This window comes from Bacillus sp. G402 (assembly GCF_051172515.1).
In the GTDB taxonomy this organism is placed as follows: domain Bacteria; phylum Bacillota; class Bacilli; order Bacillales; family Bacillaceae; genus Bacillus; species Bacillus altitudinis.
In genome coordinates this window covers 343,119-360,482 of record NZ_JBPIZC010000002.1, presented here as the reverse complement: position 1 = coordinate 360,482, position 17,364 = coordinate 343,119, and the positions used below count along the sequence as shown (strand labels likewise).

Genomic DNA, 17,364 nt, shown 5'->3' with positions numbered 1-17,364 from the left:
GGTATTATCTTTTATAATCCAATCATTAACAAAAAGAAACCATATATAACCTTTTTATGATGAAATCGGGAGGTATCTATGAATGAGAATATAGGTTTTAAGCAGCTGTTTTCTGTCATAAAAGAGAAAATGGCCCTTCTGATCCTGATTGTCCTGATCGTAACGGGCATTTCAGCCTACTATCAGTTCTATGTCTCGACTCCTGTATATCAGGCAACCACTCAAATTCTTGTTCATAAACGAAGCAATGATGCACAAGCGAATTTAAACGATATTCAGATGAACCTTCAATATACACGTACCTTTCAAGTCCTATTAAAAAGTCCAATCGTTATTGAAAAAGTAAAAGAAACACTCAATCTTACAGAATCGGCGGAAGGATTAAAACACAAAATTGCCACAAGTACAGAAAATGAGTCAGAGGTCATAAATATTTCTGTACAAGATGAGGACCGAGCGAAGGCAGTAGCCATTGCGAATACAGCCACAGAGGTGCTGCAAGAAGAAATCAAAAAAACCATGAATATGGATCGCATTAATGTTTTGTCTGAAGCCAAGCTGTCCAACACGATACTAATGAACTCACGTAAATTCGTTCACATCGTTCTGGCACTAGGCGCCTCTGTATTAGGGGGAATGACACTCATTTTCTTAATGAATTTACTCGATGATACGGTGAAACGAACACATCAAATAAGAGAAGAGATCGGATTGCCGTCGCTCGGTAGTGTCTATCAGATGCATGCAGACAGGAGGGCAAAAAAAGACAAGCAGTCCGTCATAACGGGAGGACAGAACATTGATTTTTAAGAGGAAAAAACGAGAAAAAAGAGATTTATCCTGTATTTCTGTATTAAATCCTCACTCTGTCATTGCGGAACAATTCCGAACGATCCGAACGAACATCGAATTCACGTCGATTCAAACGAGGCTGAAGTCGATATTGGTCACATCCTCCTTGCCGAAGGAAGGAAAATCATTTACGGCTGCAAACTTGGCAGCTGTTTTTGCACAGCAGAAAAAACGGGTTTTGCTCATGGATGCTGATTTACGTAAACCAGCCATTCATGAATATTTTGATCTGAGTCCGCACACCGGTTTGACCAATGTGCTATTAAATAATTGCAGTTTGGAGGAAGCTATTTTGCCTACTCCGATTGAGCATTTAGAGCTGCTTCCGAGTGGGACCATTCCGCCAAATCCCGCTGAGCTGCTTTCCTCCTCTGTGATGAAGCAGCTATTTTACGAGATTGAGCAGCAGTATGACATGGTGATTGTTGATTCCACACCGCTTCTGCCTGTAGCCGATGCAAAAATATTAGCGAACCGAACGGATGGAAGCATTCTTGTGGTTTTAAGCGGTAAAACGAAGATTGCCGCTGTGAAGAAATCAAAAGAAGTATTAGAGGGGACGACAGGGAAACTGCTTGGGGCGATGCTAAATGGCAAGAAAGTGAAAAAGGGAAGGCACTATATGTATTAAAGAGATTGATAGGTGATGTCTCCTAATCTTTAACAACGGAGGCACTCGATCCTGCTGTGGGCATGACATATGCCTTAGATGCTCGTCATCGGTAGTGGGATGTGAGGACGGGTTTGATGCCCATTTTATGTAAGAATAGTGATGCATTAAAAAGGGGGAGGAGCGTTGACTTACGCCCAAAGATTATCAATCATCGTGGCACTAGATTCATATCTCATTTTAGTAGCCGTCTTTTTTGGCTTTCAATTTGTTCAAGAGGCAGCGTTAACCGTATATACATTTGAAATGCTCGTCATTTCTTCGCTCAGTCTACTGATCGGGCACCATTTGTTTTCGTATATTTTTCACGTGTACAAGCAAGTATGGGCCTATACAGGGGTTAGAGAGCTATTTTCTTTAATGAAGACCTTTGCGTGTTCATTTTTATTTTCCATGACGATGCTGTACATTTTTGTGCAGACATGGCCATTTCGCTTTTTATTTATTGTCTGGCTTTTCCATGTGTTATTCATCGGTGCATCTCGTATGGCATCCAGGCTGTTTCATGATGGTGCGAAGCGGTATCAAGTTGAAAAGGAGCGGGCACTAATCATTGGCGCTGGATCAGCCGGGACCATTATCGTTCGTCAGCTTCAGCAGTCGAGTGATGTACATATTGAGCCGGTCGCTTTCATTGATGATGACAAAACAAAGCATAAGCTTGAAATTATGGGGCTGCCTGTTCTTGGGGGAAAAGAACATATTCAAACGGCTGTTGTGATGATGGATATTCAAAAAATCATTATCGCCATTCCATCCAAAAGCAGTCACACATTAAAAGGACTGTATAAGGAATGTGTAGCGACTGGAATCAAAACACAGATTATGCCGGAAATGGAACAGATTTTAAAAGGAACCCATGCGCTGAATCAATTGCGGGATGTACAGCCAGAGGATTTGCTTGGAAGAGAGCCGATTCAATTAGATACAAGCCGTCTATCCGTTCACCTAAAAGGAAAAACGATTATGGTGACAGGAGCTGGCGGGTCTATCGGGTCAGAAATCTGTCGTCAAATTTGTGTATTTGCCCCTCGGGCGATCGTGCTTGTGGGACATGGAGAATTTAGCATTCATTCTATTTTACTAGAGCTGAAAGAATTGTATGGAGATAGCATTAGCCTATATCCACAAATTGCGGATATTCAAGATAAACAAAAAATGAGTGAAATCGTTGGTCATTTTCAGCCGGATATGATTTATCATGCCGCCGCTCATAAACATGTCCCGCTCATGGAAATTAGCCCGAAAGAAGCGGTGAAAAACAATATTATCGGGACAAAAAATGTGGCAGAAGCTGCACATGAGCACGGAGTTGAAACATTTGTCCTCATCTCATCTGACAAAGCGGTCAACCCTGCCAATGTGATGGGAGCCACAAAGCGGTTTGCTGAAATGGTGATTATGCAAATGGGGGCAAGCAGTGAAACGAAATTTGTCGCCGTTCGGTTTGGGAATGTACTCGGGAGCAGGGGGAGTGTCATTCCAATCTTTAAAAAACAAATTGAAAAAGGCGGGCCAGTGACCGTCACGCACCCAGCCATGACAAGATATTTTATGACGATACCAGAAGCATCAAGGCTTGTTATTCAAGCTGGTGCACTAGCAGAAGGAAGGCAGATTTTTGTTTTAGATATGGGGGAGCCAGTCAAAATTGTCGACCTCGCAGAAAACCTCATTCACCTCTCAGGCTACACCACAGACCAGATTCCAATCACATTTACGGGTATTCGTCCCGGAGAGAAAATGTACGAGGAGTTACTCAACCAGCATGAAAAAGCACAGGAGCAAATTTTCCCGAAAATCCATATCGGCCATGCCTTGGATGGTGATCCGTATGTGCTGAACCGCTTTATTCACGAATTTAACATGATGAGTGACGATCAATTAAGACAGGCCTTGTTTGCCGCCATTGAGTCGCATGATGTATTGCCTGAACCGATGCAACGAGAGGAGGAGCCACTTGCTAATGAAGAAAAAAGTCTTGTTTTGCGCAACGGTTGATTATCATTTTAAGGCGTTCCATCTCCCGTATTTCAGGTGGTTTCAGGAACAAGGATGGGAAGTGCATACAGCGGCAAATGGCCAGCTGGAGCTGCCGTATGTGGATCAAGCGCATTCCATTCCGATTCAGCGTTCCCCTTTTCATTTGCACAACCGGCTTGCTTATGTGGAGCTGAAAAAGCTGTTAGAAAAAGAGCATTATCAGTTCATCCATTGTCACACACCGATGGGGAGTGTCATTGGCAGGCTAGCGGCGAAAACAACACGCAAAAAAGGGACGAAAGTTCTTTACACAGCGCATGGCTTTCACTTTTGGAAGGGGGCACCGCTTCAAAATTGGCTGCTTTATTATCCAGTTGAGAGATGGCTCGTTCAATATACAGATGCACTCATCACCATTAATGGAGAAGACTATGAAAGAGCCGATCGTCTGTCAAAAGAGAAGGCAGCTGTGCATTATGTTCCCGGTATGGGTGTCGATATGAAGCGGTTTGCACCAGTTGATGACACAGAAAAAGACCGCCTTCGCAAAGCATATGGTTTTACCACGCAAGATTTTATCGTGCTGTGTGCTGGTGAATTAAATGACAATAAAAATCAAGGAATGCTCATCAAAGCTTGCGCGCAGGTGTATCGGAATATACCACAAGTGAAAATTGTATTTGCTGGAGAAGGGACAAGTCGGTCGTCCTATGAAAAGCTGGTCTGTCAGCTGAATCTTGAGGAACATGTACAGTTTGCGGGATTTTGCAAACACATCGAAGATTGGATGCATATGAGCGATGTATGTGTATCAACCAGCTTGAGAGAAGGACTTGGGATGAATCTTCTTGAAGCGATGTCTGCTGAAAAGCCGGTGATTGCAACAGAAAATAGAGGGCATTGTGAGCTCGTCAAACATGGAGTGAACGGCTTTTTAGTCAAACCGCATGATGTGAATGGTTTAGCCGTTTATTTACAGCAGCTCTATCATAAAAAGGACCAGCTCCATCTGATGGGGAAAGCGGGACGGTCTATGGCTCACGCATTTGCACAGGAGCAAACGGTGAGTGCAATGGAGGAAATTTACACAACGTATATGGATCAAACAGAGAAGGTGATGTGAGCATGCGTCAGCCGAAAGTATCGATTATCATGGGTGTTTACAATTGCCAAGAGACAGTAGAAGAAAGCATTGAATCGATTCTCCGTCAAACCTATGAAAACTGGGAGCTCATCATATGTGATGATGCATCAACAGATGGCACCTATGAAAAAGTGCTGCACTATACCATGCGTGAACCCGATAGAATTCGCCTCATCCGAAATGAACACAATCAAAGACTTGCCGCCAGTTTAAATCGTTGTCTCACTGAAACGAATGGAGAACTGATTGCAAGACAGGATGGCGACGATATATCGGTGTCTACACGATTAGAAAAACAGGTTCGTTTCCTTGATGCACATCCGGAATATGATGTAGTTGGTACGGCGATGACGGTGTTTGATGAGTCAGGGACGAAGGGCGTTCGAGCACTTGTCTCAGAGCCTGATCGAAGGGTGCTAGCAAGAGGAACGCCTTTTTGTCATGGGACGATTATGATGAGAGCGTCTGCCTACAAGGCTTTAAATGGCTATCGTTCTGTCAAAACAACCAGACGGATGGAAGATATCGATCTTTGGATTCGTTTTTTTGCTGCGGGGAGAAAAGGCTTTAATCTGCAAGAGCCCTTATACCTTGTAAGGGAGGATGAAGCGGCCTTTCAGCGCCGGAAATTCCGATACTCAATGGACAATGCCTGGCTTGTGTTAAAAGCATGCAAGCAATTAAAATTGTCGCCGTTTGATTATCTCTTTGCGCTTAAGCCGGTCATCCGTGCCTGTATGTCACCAAAGATCATGAGGTTTTATCATCAACGGAAACTTGGAGGATCTATGGTGAAAAGGAGGACGATTCGGGATGAGTGAGCCAAAGCGTGTACTTCATGTTGTGGGCGGAATGAACAGAGGCGGTGCAGAAACGATGATCATGAACATCTATCGTGCAATCGACCGAAATGTTCTTCAATTTGATTTCATTACCCACCGAGAGGATGTCTGTGATTACGATGAGGAAATTCGTCAGCTTGGCGGGCGGATTTTTTATGTCCCAAGTATTGGAGCGTCCTCTCCATGGACGTTTGTCAAAACGTTGACGAAGACGATTAAGCAAACGGGACCTTATCAGGCGGTGCATGCACATACAGATTTTCAAACGGGCTTTTCTGCCCTTGCTGCGAAACTGGCAGGTGTGAAGATACGCATTTGCCATTCACATAATACGGCTTGGAAACAGTCTCCTAGCCGGGTGGATCATTTGATGCTCAAAGGATTTCGTCAGCTGATCTTTGCCTTTTCTACGAAGCTTGTTGCATGCGGTGAAGATGCCGGTGTCTTTTTATTTGGACAAAAAAGAATGCACGATGGACGAGTGGACATTTTGCCAAATGGGATTGATTTGAACCTTTTTTTTCAGTTGGAGCCAGAAGCGAAGGTGAAGATGAAAAAAGACCTCCATCTTCACGAGAGAAAACTGATCATTGGACATATTGGCCGATTTCATGAGCAGAAAAACCATGTTTTTTTCATCGAATTAGCGCAGACACTGAAAAAACAAGGGGTCTCCTTTCAGCTAGTTCTCATAGGAGATGGGCCGCTCCGGCCAGTGGTTGAATCGTATGCAGTGAAAGCAGGATTAATGGAAGACATTGTGTTTACGGGCGTTGTCTCAGAGGTTCCGCAGTATATGAAAGCATTTGATGTGTTTGTGATGCCGTCTTTGTTTGAAGGTCTTCCGCTCGTATTATTGGAAGCGCAGGCATCTGGACTCCCATGTGTGATTTCAGATCATATCACAAAGGAAGTCGATTTAGGTTGTGGGCTTGTGAAACGGAAGTCCTTGCAAGATTCAGCACATGAGTGGATGAAAGCCATACTAGAAGCCTACCATGCAGACCCTCCTCTTCAGGAGACGATTATTTCTCAGCTTGGCATTAGAGGATTTGATGTGAAACAGAACATCACCCGTGTGATGAATGTGTATGGATTATAAGGAAGGATTGGCAGATGGCGGTTTATTTGGTGAACATGATCATGGTCTATTTATGGTCGAGCTTTGCTGCATTTTATGGCAGACGTGATGATACCATACAAAGCGGCTGGCGGCCGAACAAGCTTCTGGTGTTTTTTCCATTTTTATTTCTTTGTATTGTGGCGGGCATACGCTACAAAGTAGGAACTGATTTCGTCACCTATGGACAAATGTATGAGTTCTCCGTCAACTATGACAAGCCTTGGCATATTTTCGGATTCGGTGTAGACAAGGCCGCCACTGATCCGGGCTTTACATTGATCTTGTGGATGCTCAATCAACTGTCACATGAGCCGCAAATCATGTATATCACAGTTGGGATCATCACCTATTTTTTTATTATCAAAACACTTGTGCGATATGGACGGCCATTTGAGCTTAGTATGCTGCTATTTCTCGGCACATTTCATTATTACGCTTCGTTTAATGGCATGCGGCAGTATATGGTGGCGGCGATTCTTTTTTATGCCATCCGATTTGTCATCAAAGGTCAGTGGAAATGGTATTTTCCGCTCGTGCTTGTATGCGCGCTGTTTCATTCCTCGGCACTCATTATGATTCCAGTCTATTTCATCGTCAGAACAAAGGCATGGTCTTGGATGATGCTTGTGTTATGTATGATTTTTCTAGGCTTAACCGCTCTGTATGACCGCTTTGTCTCCGTGTTTGTGGTGATGCTGCAAGGGAGTTCTTATGGTCATTACGAGGAGTGGCTGACAACGAATACGAATGGAATGAATGTGACGAAAATTGGTGTCTTGATTTTGCCGTTATTGCTTGCGTTCTTTTATCGAAAACGACTTCGTGAGCTGACGCCAGAGAGTGATTATATTGTGAATTTTTGCTTGCTTGGATTTTTGTTTGGCATCCTTGCAACGAAGGATGTCATTTATGCAAGATTTCATATTTACTTTGGTCTGTATCAGCTCATTTTACTGCCTTATTTCACACGGATTTTTGATCAGCGAACCAATTTTTTTATGTATATCGGAATTGGGGTTTGCTATATTTTGTACAGCATCATGCTGATGCCGTTTGATTCTTCTGTTTTACCGTACCGAACGATTTTTACAAAGTAGATTTGAAGAAAGGTGGGGCTTACTGTCATGCCAGCTATCAGTCTATTGGTCGCAGTCTATAACACTAGTCAATATGTGGAGCAGTGTCTTCAATCGATTGCAGACCAAAGCTTTTCAGATATAGAGGTCATCCTCATTAACGATGGATCTACCGATCACAGTGGAGACATCCTTGAAGCGTTTGCTGCGCGTGATGAGCGATTTCGGGTGATTCACCAAACCAATCAAGGGCTGGGAGCGGTGAGGAACAGGGGCATAGAAGAAGCAACAGGAACGTATCTTGCCTTTGTTGATTCAGACGATGTTCTCGCTCCTCAATACTGTGAGGCTTTATATCAAGAAGCCGAAAACACTGGTGCCGATCTTGTTGTTAGTGAATATTGGATTCAGTTTGAACAGTCAAAACGGATCATACCGACGACGCTGTTAGCTCAGCAGAAAGCCGATAAGACAAGTTTAATAGAATCGTTATTACATGGTGAGATCACGGGATTTTCATGGAATAAGCTGTATCGGCGGGCATTTATCGAAAAGCATCATATCCGTTTTCCGTTGAGAGGTGAGCTTGAGAATATTGAAGATCAATATGTCACGCTGCGCTGTTTTTCTTTATCACGTGTCATTGCCTTTGTTCATGAGCCGCTTTATTATTACCGGGTTCATTTGTCATCCATTGTCCAGCGATATCAAAAGCAGTATTTTCAGCATGGACTGGCGTTTTATGACGCGCAGCGTTTGTTTTTAAAAGAGCATGATGAGCTGACACCATATGAGAAGGCTTTTTGTTTTTTTATCGTGAATCATACGCTGCATTGTATGCTCAATGAATGGAAGAGCCAAAATTCCCTGTCCTTTCAAAAAAAGCTTGGTCATATGCGTGAAATGGTGACACATGAAGCTTTTCAGAAGGCTGTGAAACAAGTGGAACCATCGAAGCTGACTGTGCGAAAGCGAATGATCTTATTCCTTGCTAGGCTGCAGTGGGTGTATCCGCTCTCTGCCGCAGCTTCAAGCTATCAAAAATGGATTGAATATCAAACGAGAAAATCGGGGTGATGAGTGTGACATTCCAGCAATTAAAAGCACATGCCGCAGAGTGGCTGCTCTTAAAGGTCAAGTATCCACTTCAATATAGGTTGAGCCGCCAAAGACTGCCAGAGCTGCGTCATCAGAAGAAGATCATTCTCACGCTGCTACCGGCACATGACAACTTAGGTGATCATGCGATTGCCTATGCGAGCTGCTGTTTTTTACAAAAGCATTTTCCAGACTATCAAATCATAGAAGTAGACATGCAGGAGATGTATCGTCTAGCACGTCCGCTGAAGCACGCGCGGCACCCAGAGGACATTGTCTGTATCATCGGTGGGGGCAATATGGGCGATTTATATCGATATGAAGAATGGACAAGACAATTTATCATGAATGCCTTTAAGTCCTATTCCGTCATTCAGCTGCCCACTACTGCTCATTTTACAGAAACAAAGAGAGGGAAAAGAGAAGAACGCCGCGCCATTCAAGCATATCAGCAACACCCGAGGCTTCTTTTGATGGCAAGAGATCAAACCACCTATCAATGGATGAAGCAGCATTTTCCTAATAAAGAGGTGTGGAAACAGCCTGATATGGTCCTGACATTAGACGAAACATCAAAGAGTCAAACCCGTAAAGGAGTGCTGCTTTGTCTGCGTGAGGATAAGGAGGCATATCTCACGAAAGAGAAACGAGAACAACTGCAGGAGCATATCAAAGAAACGTATGATCAAGTTGGTTTTATCACAACAACCATTGGGAAGCGAGTGAATCGAACGACTCGTTTAGAGGAATTATCCACGTTATGGACGCAGTTAAGACAGGCACAAGTCGTCGTGACAGATCGACTGCATGGCATGATCTTTTGTGCGATCACACATACACCGTGTGTTGTCATCAGGTCGTTTGATCATAAAGTCATGGAAGGATATGAATGGGTAGCGCACTTGCCATTTATGACCCTTTTGAAGGAACCAACGGAGGAAGCGGTGAAAAAGGCCATTCATCAGCATATGAAAACAAGCGGACAAAAGGGAGAGGAAGCTGGATGAAGGCCCTTAAACACTGCGTGAAATCACCATGAACCGTGCGTTTCTTTACAATGTCAGTGCAAATGTGATGACGTTTATCTTGATGATGCTGATGTCTGTTTGTTTAACGCCTTACATTGTTCATACACTTGGAGTGGAAGCGTTTGGTCTGATTCATCTGACGCAAAATATGATCAATTATTTATCGGTCATTACGGCTTCATTAAGTGCTGTGGTGGTGCGTTTTTTTTCTGTTGCCGCTCATAAAGGAGAGATGGAACAAGCGCAGCGCTATCTCGCTTCCTATTTTGTCAGTTCTCTTTTTTTATCCATCTGTCTTTTTTTACTTTGTCTATTCATGTCTCAGCAGCTGGTTGACTGGCTCCATGTGCCTGCTCATCTTGCAAAAGATACACAGATCGCCTTTGTGTTAGGGGGTCTTTTATTTATGCTCAATTTCGTCATGTCTGGTATTGGGGCGGCACCATTTTATGCGAACAAATTATATGTATCGAGTGTTGGACAGGCCATTCAGATGTTTGGCAGGGCGCTTGTGATTGTTCTGTTATTTACCGTGACAACACCAGCCATTTGGCATATTCCGCTTGCAGCCGTTATAGGGAGTCTCGCCGCTTTGGGAATGGGTCTCTATTATTTTAAGAAACTCATTCCTTGGTTTTCGTTTAAGTGGCGGTACGTTTCTTTATCTTCAAGTCTCACGCTGGTTCGATCAGGGGTGTGGCATTCATTTGAACAAATGGGCATTTTGTTGTTTTTACAAATCGATTTATTGATGACCAACTTACTGATTGGGGCAGAAGCGACTGGACAGTATGCCGCCATTTTACAATTTCCATTATTATTGCGCACCCTTGCAGGGACACTTGCGGTTGTGTTTGCGCCAACGATCACAAAATTATATTCAAATCAAGACGAGCAGGGGCTCATTCAATACGCTGCCAAAGCCATGAAATGGAGTGGTTTATTTGTGGCATTCCCCGCGGCTCTGTTAGGAGGTCTTGCCGGTCCGCTCATGCTGTTATGGCTTGGACCAGCCTTTGAGGAGCTGAAATGGCTGCTGATGATTCATGCGGCTTATTTGTGTTTCACGTTGATGTTTTTACCGCTGACCTATGTACCGACTGCCTTTAACCGATTTAAAGTGCCGGCGGTTGTGACACTCATATTAGGCGGTTCCAATGTCCTGTTCGCCTATGGACTGACTCACCTACTTCAGCTCGGGTTATATGGCATTGCATCAGCAGGAGCCGTTGTTTTATTGATGAAAAATATCGTCTTTCTCCCATTGTATACAGCCAAGATCACGAAACAGAAAAGTACCATCTTTTATAAACATACAGTCGTTCCGCTGTTTGGGGCTCTGTTCATATGGGGGATCTGTGCCGGCATTCAGGCTGTGTATGATGTGACGAGATGGTGGGAGCTATTTTGTATTGGCGGAATATGTTTCGTTCTCTACTTAGGCTATTTGTATCAATTTGCAGGAACAAAACAAGAGCGGATACAGCTCATGCGTAAGGTGAAACAAGCTGCTATTGAACGAGCTGTCTCCCGCTAGTGTGGAAAGGAGAAGCAATGATGAAAAGAATAATAGATGTGGTCGTGGCACTGACACTGCTCATCGCAGGGAGTCCTCTTTTCCTTCTCATCTATGGACTCATTCGGTGGAAAATCGGAGCGCCTGTGGTGTTTCGACAAGAACGGCCTGGTCTGTACGGACAGCCGTTTATGCTTTATAAATTTCGGACGATGACCGAGGAACGCGATGAACATGGCGTACTGCTTCCAGACCATCTTCGATTAACAAAAACCGGCGCCTTTATTCGTAAGCTCAGTCTTGATGAATTGCCGCAGCTTGTCAATGTACTCAAAGGGGAAATCAGTCTCGTTGGACCAAGACCGCTTTTAATGGAGTATTTACAAATGTACACAGAGGAGCAAGCGAAGCGTCATCTTGTAAAGCCTGGTATCACTGGATGGGCCCAGGTGAATGGAAGAAATACTCTCTCTTGGGAGGAGAAATTCACCTATGACCTCTGGTATGTAGAGCACCAATCGTTTTGGCTCGATATGAAAATCTTATGGATGACCTTGCTGAAAGTCATCAAAACAGAAGGGGTGCAGCAGCCAAATCATGCAACAGCTGAAAAATTCAAAGGAACTGATACGTAAAGAGCAGCCCATTGGCTTAATAGGGGCTGGCGGACACAGTAAGGTCATTCAGGAGTTGATTTTTTTGCATCCTGATTACTCATTGTGTGCGGTATTAGACGATCGATTTGAGGAAGCTGACACTCAAACCGGCATTCTGTATGGTCCGATTTCTATCAGTCAAAAGGTAAGAGATGAAATACCTGATATGCAATGGCTGATTGCCATTGGGCAAAACGAAATCAGACAGAGGATCAAAGAACGTCTCGCATTTGAAGAGAGGGCATTTGCCACACTGATTCATCCAGAGGCAGTTGTGAGCTCGTCAACGAAGGTTGGCCGGGGAACGGTTGTGATGGCAAGGGCTGTTGTGCAAGCAGATGCAGTGATTGGTGAGCATGCCATTATCAACACCGGTTCTATCGTGGAGCATGATTGCTTTCTCGAATCCTTTACGCACCTATCCCCGGGAGCCGTGCTCACCGGCTGTGTCTCTGTGCGAGAGGGTGCTCATATTGGAGCTGGGGCTGCTGTCATACCTGGCAGAACCATTGGAAGCTGGGCAGTAATCGGCGCAGGAGCGGCAGTGACCCGAGATATACATGATCAGAAAGTCGCCGTAGGCGTTCCTGCAATTGAGATCAAAGATCGAAGAGAAGGTGGGAAATCATGAGAGACAGGAAACGAATCTACTTATCTCCTCCTCATATGAGTGGAAAAGAACAGAAGAAAATAGAGGAGGCATTTAAAAGCAATTGGATTGCACCATTAGGACCGCTTGTAAATGAATTTGAGCAAGTGGTCGCGGATTATGCAGGCGTGAAGAGTGGAGCGGCATTATCTTCAGGAACAGCAGCCATTCACCTTGCCTTAAAACTCATTGGCGTTCAAAAGGGAGATATGGTCTTTTGTTCCACTCTCACATTTGTTGCCAGTGCAAATCCTATTTTATATGAACAAGCGACGCCTGTTTTTATTGATTCAGAAAAAGAGACATGGAATATGTGTCCGCTGGCGTTAGAGAAAGCCTTTGCTGAAACAAAACGACTTGGGAAAAGACCCCGTGCGGTTATTGTCGTTCATTTATACGGACAAAGTGCGAAAATGGATGAAATCATAGCGGTGTGTGAGGCATATGATGTGCCAATCATTGAAGATGCGGCTGAATCGTTAGGCAGTATATATAAAGGAAGAAAAAGTGGTTCAATGGGCAGGTTCGGTGTGTACTCTTTTAACGGAAATAAAATCATTACAACATCAGGAGGCGGAATGCTTGTCAGTGATGATGAAGCAGCCATCGACCGCTGCCGATTTCTCGCGTCACAGGCAAGAGAACATGCCCTACACTATGAACATCAAGAGGAGGGATATAACTATCGGATGAGTAACCTGCTCGCAGGTGTAGGAATTGCACAAATGGAAGTGTTAGAGGAGCGTGTTCAGCAAAAACGCCGCATTTTCGAGCGTTATCAAGATGCTTTAGCCGATATTGAAGGCCTTCAATTTATGCCAGAATATCAAGAAACCACATCAAACCGCTGGCTGACCACATTCACCATTGATCATCATGCACAGATGTCTCCAGTAGAGATGATAGATGCTTTAGAACAAAAGCAGATCGAAGCAAGGCGTGTATGGAAGCCACTGCACCAGCAGCCGCTCTTTCATGGTTATCCTTTTTATACAACAGCCGATGAAGTCCCTGCATCTGAGTTGTTATTTGAGACAGGTCTTTGCCTGCCATCTGGTACAAGCATGACAGACGCGGAACAGGAGCTGGTCATTGATACACTGTACAACGCCCTGCAAAAGAAAGCATTACCCTCCTCATAGGCTGCTCGTTCATCAGCAGCCTGCCTCTCTTTTTAACAAATCCCTTAATTTATGGAATAATAAGGAATATATATTGTTATTTCGTTTCAAATATGATATTGACAACAGAGTCCATCCTCCTTAAAATGAAAATGATTATCAGCATCAATTAGGAGGAGCAACCAACTTATGTCGATTTGGAGTAATTTTCCGAAAATTAAAATAAATACAATATTACCTATCCTACTGATCTTCTTACTAGTAGGCTGTTCTCAAGCAAATAATGGAGCAGGTGGAGACAAGGATCATCCTGATATGATCACCATGGCATGGCCAAGAGATATTGGCGAAATGAATCCACACATATACAATCCATCACAATTGTTTGCCCAATCCATGATTTACGAACCATTGGTGAGCTATCAGAAAAATGGAAAGCTTAAACCTGAATTAGCAAAATCATGGGATGTTTCCAAGGATGGCAAGGTGTATACGTTCCATCTTAGAGACAATGTCACGTTTTCAGATGGATCTAAATTTAATGCGAACATTGTGAAAAAGAATTTTGATACGATTTTAAAAAACAAAGAAGTACATAGCTGGTTAGGTGTCATAAAGAAAATCAAAAAGACAGAAGCAGTGGACAAGCAAACGTTTAAACTCACATTAACTGAGCCTTATTATCCAACTGTTCAGGAGTTAGCTGTTGTGCGCCCTGTTCGTTTCCTAGGAGAAGCAGGTTTTCCGAAAAACGGAGATACATCAAAAGGAATCGAAAAACCAGTGGGGACAGGTCCTTGGGTATTAAAGACGTACAAAAAAGATGATTACGCGATTTTTGAACGAAATGACCACTACTGGGGAGAGAAACCAAAGGTCAAAGAAATCAAAGTGAAGGTCATTCCAGATGCTGAAACAAGAGTGATGGCATTTGAAAAAGGCGATGTAGATTTACTTTATGGAGAAGGAACGATTAGCCTTGATGCTTTTAAACAACTAGAGGCGAGCGGCAAGTATGAAACGAAGATGTCAGAGCCTGTAGCCACAAGACAGCTTGTCATGAACACAAAAGTCGATCAGCTGTCAGATCAGAAAGTGCGTCACGCCCTTCAGTATGCGATCAATAAAACATCATTGGTGGAAGGTGTGACCTCTGGCTTAGAGGATGTAGCAGATCACATCTTGCCGACAAACATGCCATATACGTCAGGCATCCGGGTGAAATCTTTCCAGTATGATGTGGACAAAGCGAAGGCTTTACTGGATGAAGCGGGCTGGACACTTCCAAAAGGAAAAACCATACGGGAAAAAGACGGAAAAACGCTTGAGTTTAGTATGATGTATGACTCAGCAGAATCGATTCAAAAAACAATGGCTGAAACACTGCAGGCAGAATGGGCAGCCATTGGGGTTGGCGTCAAACTTGAAGGTGTCGAGCTGGCGACGCAGGTTCAGCGGTTTAAAGCGAACAAATTTGATATGAACTTCTTTAGCAATTACGGAGCGCCGTATGATCCGCATACATTTATGAACGTTGTCTCATCAGATGGTTTTGGATTCAAAGAGGCGATCTCAGCGTATCCGAATAAAGATAAGCTGATCAAAGAAATGACGGAGATTCCATCGACAACAAATGAAAACAAACGCAAAGCACTTTATTCGTCCGTCTTATCTTCCTTGCAAGATCAAGGGGCGATTATGCCAATCTCTTATTTTAAAAAGACAGCTGTTTATCAAAAAGATGTGAAAGACTTTGATTTCCCTGCGAATCGAGATGAACATCCTTTCACAGGCATCAAGCTGAAGTAACAGAAGGAAGGTAAGCAAATGAGCCGCTATATCATCAAACGAATGTTATCTATCATTCCTGTATTTCTACTAGCCACACTGTTCACAACTGGTATGATTCATCTGTCACCAGTTGATCCAGCGGAGGCATATTTAGCAGCGGCTCATATTCAGCCTACTGATGAGGTATTAGCCCAAAAACGAAGTGAATTTGGTTTAGATGAACCTTTTTACATGCAGTACCTTCATACGATTGAAAAAGTCGTCCGTCTTGATTTTGGGCGGTCGTATATGACCAATCAGCCTGTGCTTGATGAGGTGATCTATCGAATACCTGCGACGATTCAATTGGCGTTCACTAGTCTGCTGATCGCAATTTGTGTCAGTATTCCACTGGGTTTTTTCAGCGGGGTGAGAAAAAATGGCGTTGTAGATCATGTGAGCCGGTTGATTTCCTTCCTAGGAGCATCTATCCCGACCTTTGTTTTGGGGTATTTGCTCATCTTCTTTTTTTCAGTGAAACTCGATCTTTTACCTGTTGAAGGTGTTGGTACATGGGAACATCTTGTACTGCCATCCATTACACTGGCTGTGCCGTTAATTGCGATGTATACGAGATTATTGCGAGCGAGTGTGAGTGAGACGCTTCACGAGCCTTTTGTTCAATATGCGAGAATGAGAGGGTTAAAGGAACAATCGATTATGTTCAAACATGTCTTCAGAATGGCGATATCACCGATGCTGACAGGACTTGGCGTGAATCTTGGCAAGCTGCTCACAGGGACCATTATTGTAGAGGCTGTTTTTTCATGGCCTGGATTTGGACGATTTTTTATTGAAGCGATCTTTAACCGAGATCTGCCGGTCATTCAATTTTATGTGTTGATGGCAGCGTGTATCTTTATCTTAAGCAGCTTGATAGTGGATCTTCTTCTGCTGCTCATTGACCCCCGTATTTCTAGAAAGGAAGGCCGCCAGCCATGATGACAAAAGTAAAACATCTTTTCTATCATCAAAAGATGATCTCGATCTGTGTGCTGCTGCTCGGTCTCCTGCTCATTGTGACAATATGTGCACCATGGATCGCTCCGCATGACCCAGCGGCTGTCAATCTTGCAATGAAGCTAAAGGGTTCTTCATGGGAGTATCCTCTAGGCACCGACCAATTGGGAAGATGCAATTTATCTCGTATTCTATATGGTGCTCGTATTTCACTAGGCTGTGCGTTGTTAATCTTTGTTTCCTCTTTATCTATCGGTTTAATCGTAGGGCTGATTTCTGGATATAAAGGCGGCTGGATCGATCACGTATTGATGAGATTGTGCGACGGGGTCATGGCATTTCCGAATTTGGTGCTGATCCTCGGATTAGTCGGTATTTTTGGACCAGGGCTTTCTCAAGTGGTGCTGGCTTTGATGCTTGTGCAGTGGGTGTATTACGCCCGCGTCTTTCGAGGGATGGTGCTTAGTTTAAAGGAACAAAACTTTATTGCAGCTGCGAAGATTAGTGGTACTTCCCATTGGAATATCATGAGAAAGCATATGATTCCGAATGTACTGCCGCCACTCGCGGTTGTGGGCACACTTGAAATGGGCTGGGCGATTATGGACATTTCAGCCATGTCTTTTCTAGGCTTAGGGGTTCAGCCGCCTACGCCTGAATGGGGAGCGATGATCCATGAAGGAAAATCTTATATTCAAACAAATCCTCAGCTGATGCTTTATCCGGGCCTTGTGATTATGGCTGTGGTCATTCTATTCAACTTACTGGGAGAAGCTCTTTCAGAGAAATATGGCATCAAACGTCGTGTGTAAAGGA

General features: G+C 43.8%; 16 protein-coding genes. All 16 read left to right on the top strand.

All coding sequences use genetic code 11. From position 1 onward, the window contains the following. The first annotated feature begins 78 nt into the window (after positions 1-78). The 16 genes from ACSBQP_RS10490 to nikC all read left to right on the top strand — a co-directional run bounded on the left by ACSBQP_RS10490 (position 79) and on the right by nikC (position 17,360). Positions 79-810: a YveK family protein gene (locus ACSBQP_RS10490; protein WP_025208009.1), complete on the top strand. Its 732-nt coding sequence runs from the start codon at positions 79-81 to the stop codon at positions 808-810. After that, positions 800-1,483, top strand: a complete 684-nt coding sequence (locus ACSBQP_RS10485; protein ID WP_008347761.1) for a CpsD/CapB family tyrosine-protein kinase — start codon at positions 800-802, stop codon at positions 1,481-1,483. The genes ACSBQP_RS10490 and ACSBQP_RS10485 overlap by 11 nt, the downstream gene beginning before the upstream one ends. A 165-nt stretch (positions 1,484-1,648) precedes the next feature. Continuing rightward, a complete protein-coding gene (locus ACSBQP_RS10480; RefSeq protein WP_017368090.1) occupies positions 1,649-3,523 on the top strand; it encodes a polysaccharide biosynthesis protein in 1,875 nt (624 codons plus the stop codon). Continuing rightward, the gene (locus tag ACSBQP_RS10475; RefSeq protein ID WP_017368089.1) at positions 3,489-4,628 is read left to right on the top strand and encodes a glycosyltransferase family 4 protein; all 1,140 of its coding nucleotides are present in this window, start codon (positions 3,489-3,491) and stop codon (positions 4,626-4,628) included. The genes ACSBQP_RS10480 and ACSBQP_RS10475 overlap by 35 nt, the downstream gene beginning before the upstream one ends. A gap of 2 nt (positions 4,629-4,630) precedes the next feature. Further along, entirely contained in the window at positions 4,631-5,470 is an 840-nt protein-coding gene (locus ACSBQP_RS10470) for a glycosyltransferase family 2 protein (RefSeq protein ID WP_017368088.1), read from the top strand. Beyond that, positions 5,463-6,593 (top strand): glycosyltransferase family 1 protein, encoded by a 1,131-nt coding sequence (locus ACSBQP_RS10465; RefSeq protein ID WP_435028392.1) that lies wholly within the window; start codon positions 5,463-5,465, stop codon positions 6,591-6,593. Before ACSBQP_RS10470 ends, ACSBQP_RS10465 begins: the two co-directional genes overlap by 8 nt. A 14-nt stretch (positions 6,594-6,607) precedes the next feature. Beyond that, positions 6,608-7,711, top strand: coding sequence for an EpsG family protein (locus ACSBQP_RS10460; RefSeq protein WP_017359194.1), 1,104 nt, complete (start codon positions 6,608-6,610; stop codon positions 7,709-7,711). 27 nt (positions 7,712-7,738) lie between these two features. After that, positions 7,739-8,767: a glycosyltransferase family 2 protein gene (locus tag ACSBQP_RS10455; protein ID WP_017359195.1), complete on the top strand. Its 1,029-nt coding sequence runs from the start codon at positions 7,739-7,741 to the stop codon at positions 8,765-8,767. After that, positions 8,767-9,795, top strand: a complete 1,029-nt coding sequence (locus ACSBQP_RS10450; protein WP_435028391.1) for a polysaccharide pyruvyl transferase family protein — start codon at positions 8,767-8,769, stop codon at positions 9,793-9,795. Before ACSBQP_RS10455 ends, ACSBQP_RS10450 begins: the two co-directional genes overlap by 1 nt. Before the next feature lie 28 nt (positions 9,796-9,823). After that, positions 9,824-11,353, top strand: coding sequence for an MATE family efflux transporter (locus tag ACSBQP_RS10445; protein WP_035389448.1), 1,530 nt, complete (start codon positions 9,824-9,826; stop codon positions 11,351-11,353). Between the two features lie 20 nt (positions 11,354-11,373). Further along, entirely contained in the window at positions 11,374-11,967 is a 594-nt protein-coding gene (locus ACSBQP_RS10440; RefSeq protein ID WP_017359198.1) for a sugar transferase, read from the top strand. After that, entirely contained in the window at positions 11,930-12,619 is a 690-nt protein-coding gene (locus ACSBQP_RS10435) for an acetyltransferase (RefSeq protein WP_435028390.1), read from the top strand. The genes ACSBQP_RS10440 and ACSBQP_RS10435 overlap by 38 nt, the downstream gene beginning before the upstream one ends. Continuing rightward, entirely contained in the window at positions 12,616-13,779 is a 1,164-nt protein-coding gene (locus ACSBQP_RS10430) for a DegT/DnrJ/EryC1/StrS family aminotransferase (protein ID WP_435028389.1), read from the top strand. Before ACSBQP_RS10435 ends, ACSBQP_RS10430 begins: the two co-directional genes overlap by 4 nt. Before the next feature lie 168 nt (positions 13,780-13,947). Beyond that, positions 13,948-15,567 (top strand): nickel ABC transporter substrate-binding protein, encoded by a 1,620-nt coding sequence (gene nikA, locus ACSBQP_RS10425; protein WP_435028388.1) that lies wholly within the window; start codon positions 13,948-13,950, stop codon positions 15,565-15,567. 18 nt (positions 15,568-15,585) lie between these two features. Next, on the top strand, positions 15,586-16,530 hold the full coding sequence (gene nikB, locus ACSBQP_RS10420; RefSeq protein ID WP_017368084.1) for a nickel ABC transporter permease subunit NikB: 945 nt from the start codon (positions 15,586-15,588) through the stop codon (positions 16,528-16,530). Beyond that, complete coding sequence (nikC, locus tag ACSBQP_RS10415; RefSeq protein WP_017359202.1) at positions 16,527-17,360, top strand: nickel ABC transporter permease subunit NikC; 834 nt, start codon at positions 16,527-16,529, stop codon at positions 17,358-17,360. Before nikB ends, nikC begins: the two co-directional genes overlap by 4 nt. Positions 17,361-17,364: the final 4 nt, after the last annotated feature.

Bases quoted from the DNA above. Each gene is read 5' to 3' on its own strand.
- ACSBQP_RS10475 (WP_017368089.1), top strand. From the start codon at position 3,489: ATGAAGAAAAAAGTCTTGTTTTGCGCAACGGTTGATTATCATTTTAAG.
- ACSBQP_RS10440 (WP_017359198.1), top strand. From the start codon at position 11,374: ATGAAAAGAATAATAGATGTGGTCGTGGCACTGACACTGCTCATCGCA.
- ACSBQP_RS10455 (WP_017359195.1), top strand. From the start codon at position 7,739: ATGCCAGCTATCAGTCTATTGGTCGCAGTCTATAACACTAGTCAATAT.
- ACSBQP_RS10490 (WP_025208009.1), top strand. From the start codon at position 79: ATGAATGAGAATATAGGTTTTAAGCAGCTGTTTTCTGTCATAAAAGAG.
- ACSBQP_RS10450 (WP_435028391.1), top strand. From the start codon at position 8,767: ATGAGTGTGACATTCCAGCAATTAAAAGCACATGCCGCAGAGTGGCTG.
- nikB (WP_017368084.1), top strand. From the start codon at position 15,586: ATGAGCCGCTATATCATCAAACGAATGTTATCTATCATTCCTGTATTT.
- nikC (WP_017359202.1), top strand. From the start codon at position 16,527: ATGATGACAAAAGTAAAACATCTTTTCTATCATCAAAAGATGATCTCG.
- ACSBQP_RS10430 (WP_435028389.1), top strand. From the start codon at position 12,616: ATGAGAGACAGGAAACGAATCTACTTATCTCCTCCTCATATGAGTGGA.
- ACSBQP_RS10435 (WP_435028390.1), top strand. From the start codon at position 11,930: ATGCAACAGCTGAAAAATTCAAAGGAACTGATACGTAAAGAGCAGCCC.
- ACSBQP_RS10465 (WP_435028392.1), top strand. From the start codon at position 5,463: ATGAGTGAGCCAAAGCGTGTACTTCATGTTGTGGGCGGAATGAACAGA.
- nikA (WP_435028388.1), top strand. From the start codon at position 13,948: ATGTCGATTTGGAGTAATTTTCCGAAAATTAAAATAAATACAATATTA.
- ACSBQP_RS10445 (WP_035389448.1), top strand. From the start codon at position 9,824: ATGAACCGTGCGTTTCTTTACAATGTCAGTGCAAATGTGATGACGTTT.
- ACSBQP_RS10460 (WP_017359194.1), top strand. From the start codon at position 6,608: ATGGCGGTTTATTTGGTGAACATGATCATGGTCTATTTATGGTCGAGC.
- ACSBQP_RS10470 (WP_017368088.1), top strand. From the start codon at position 4,631: ATGCGTCAGCCGAAAGTATCGATTATCATGGGTGTTTACAATTGCCAA.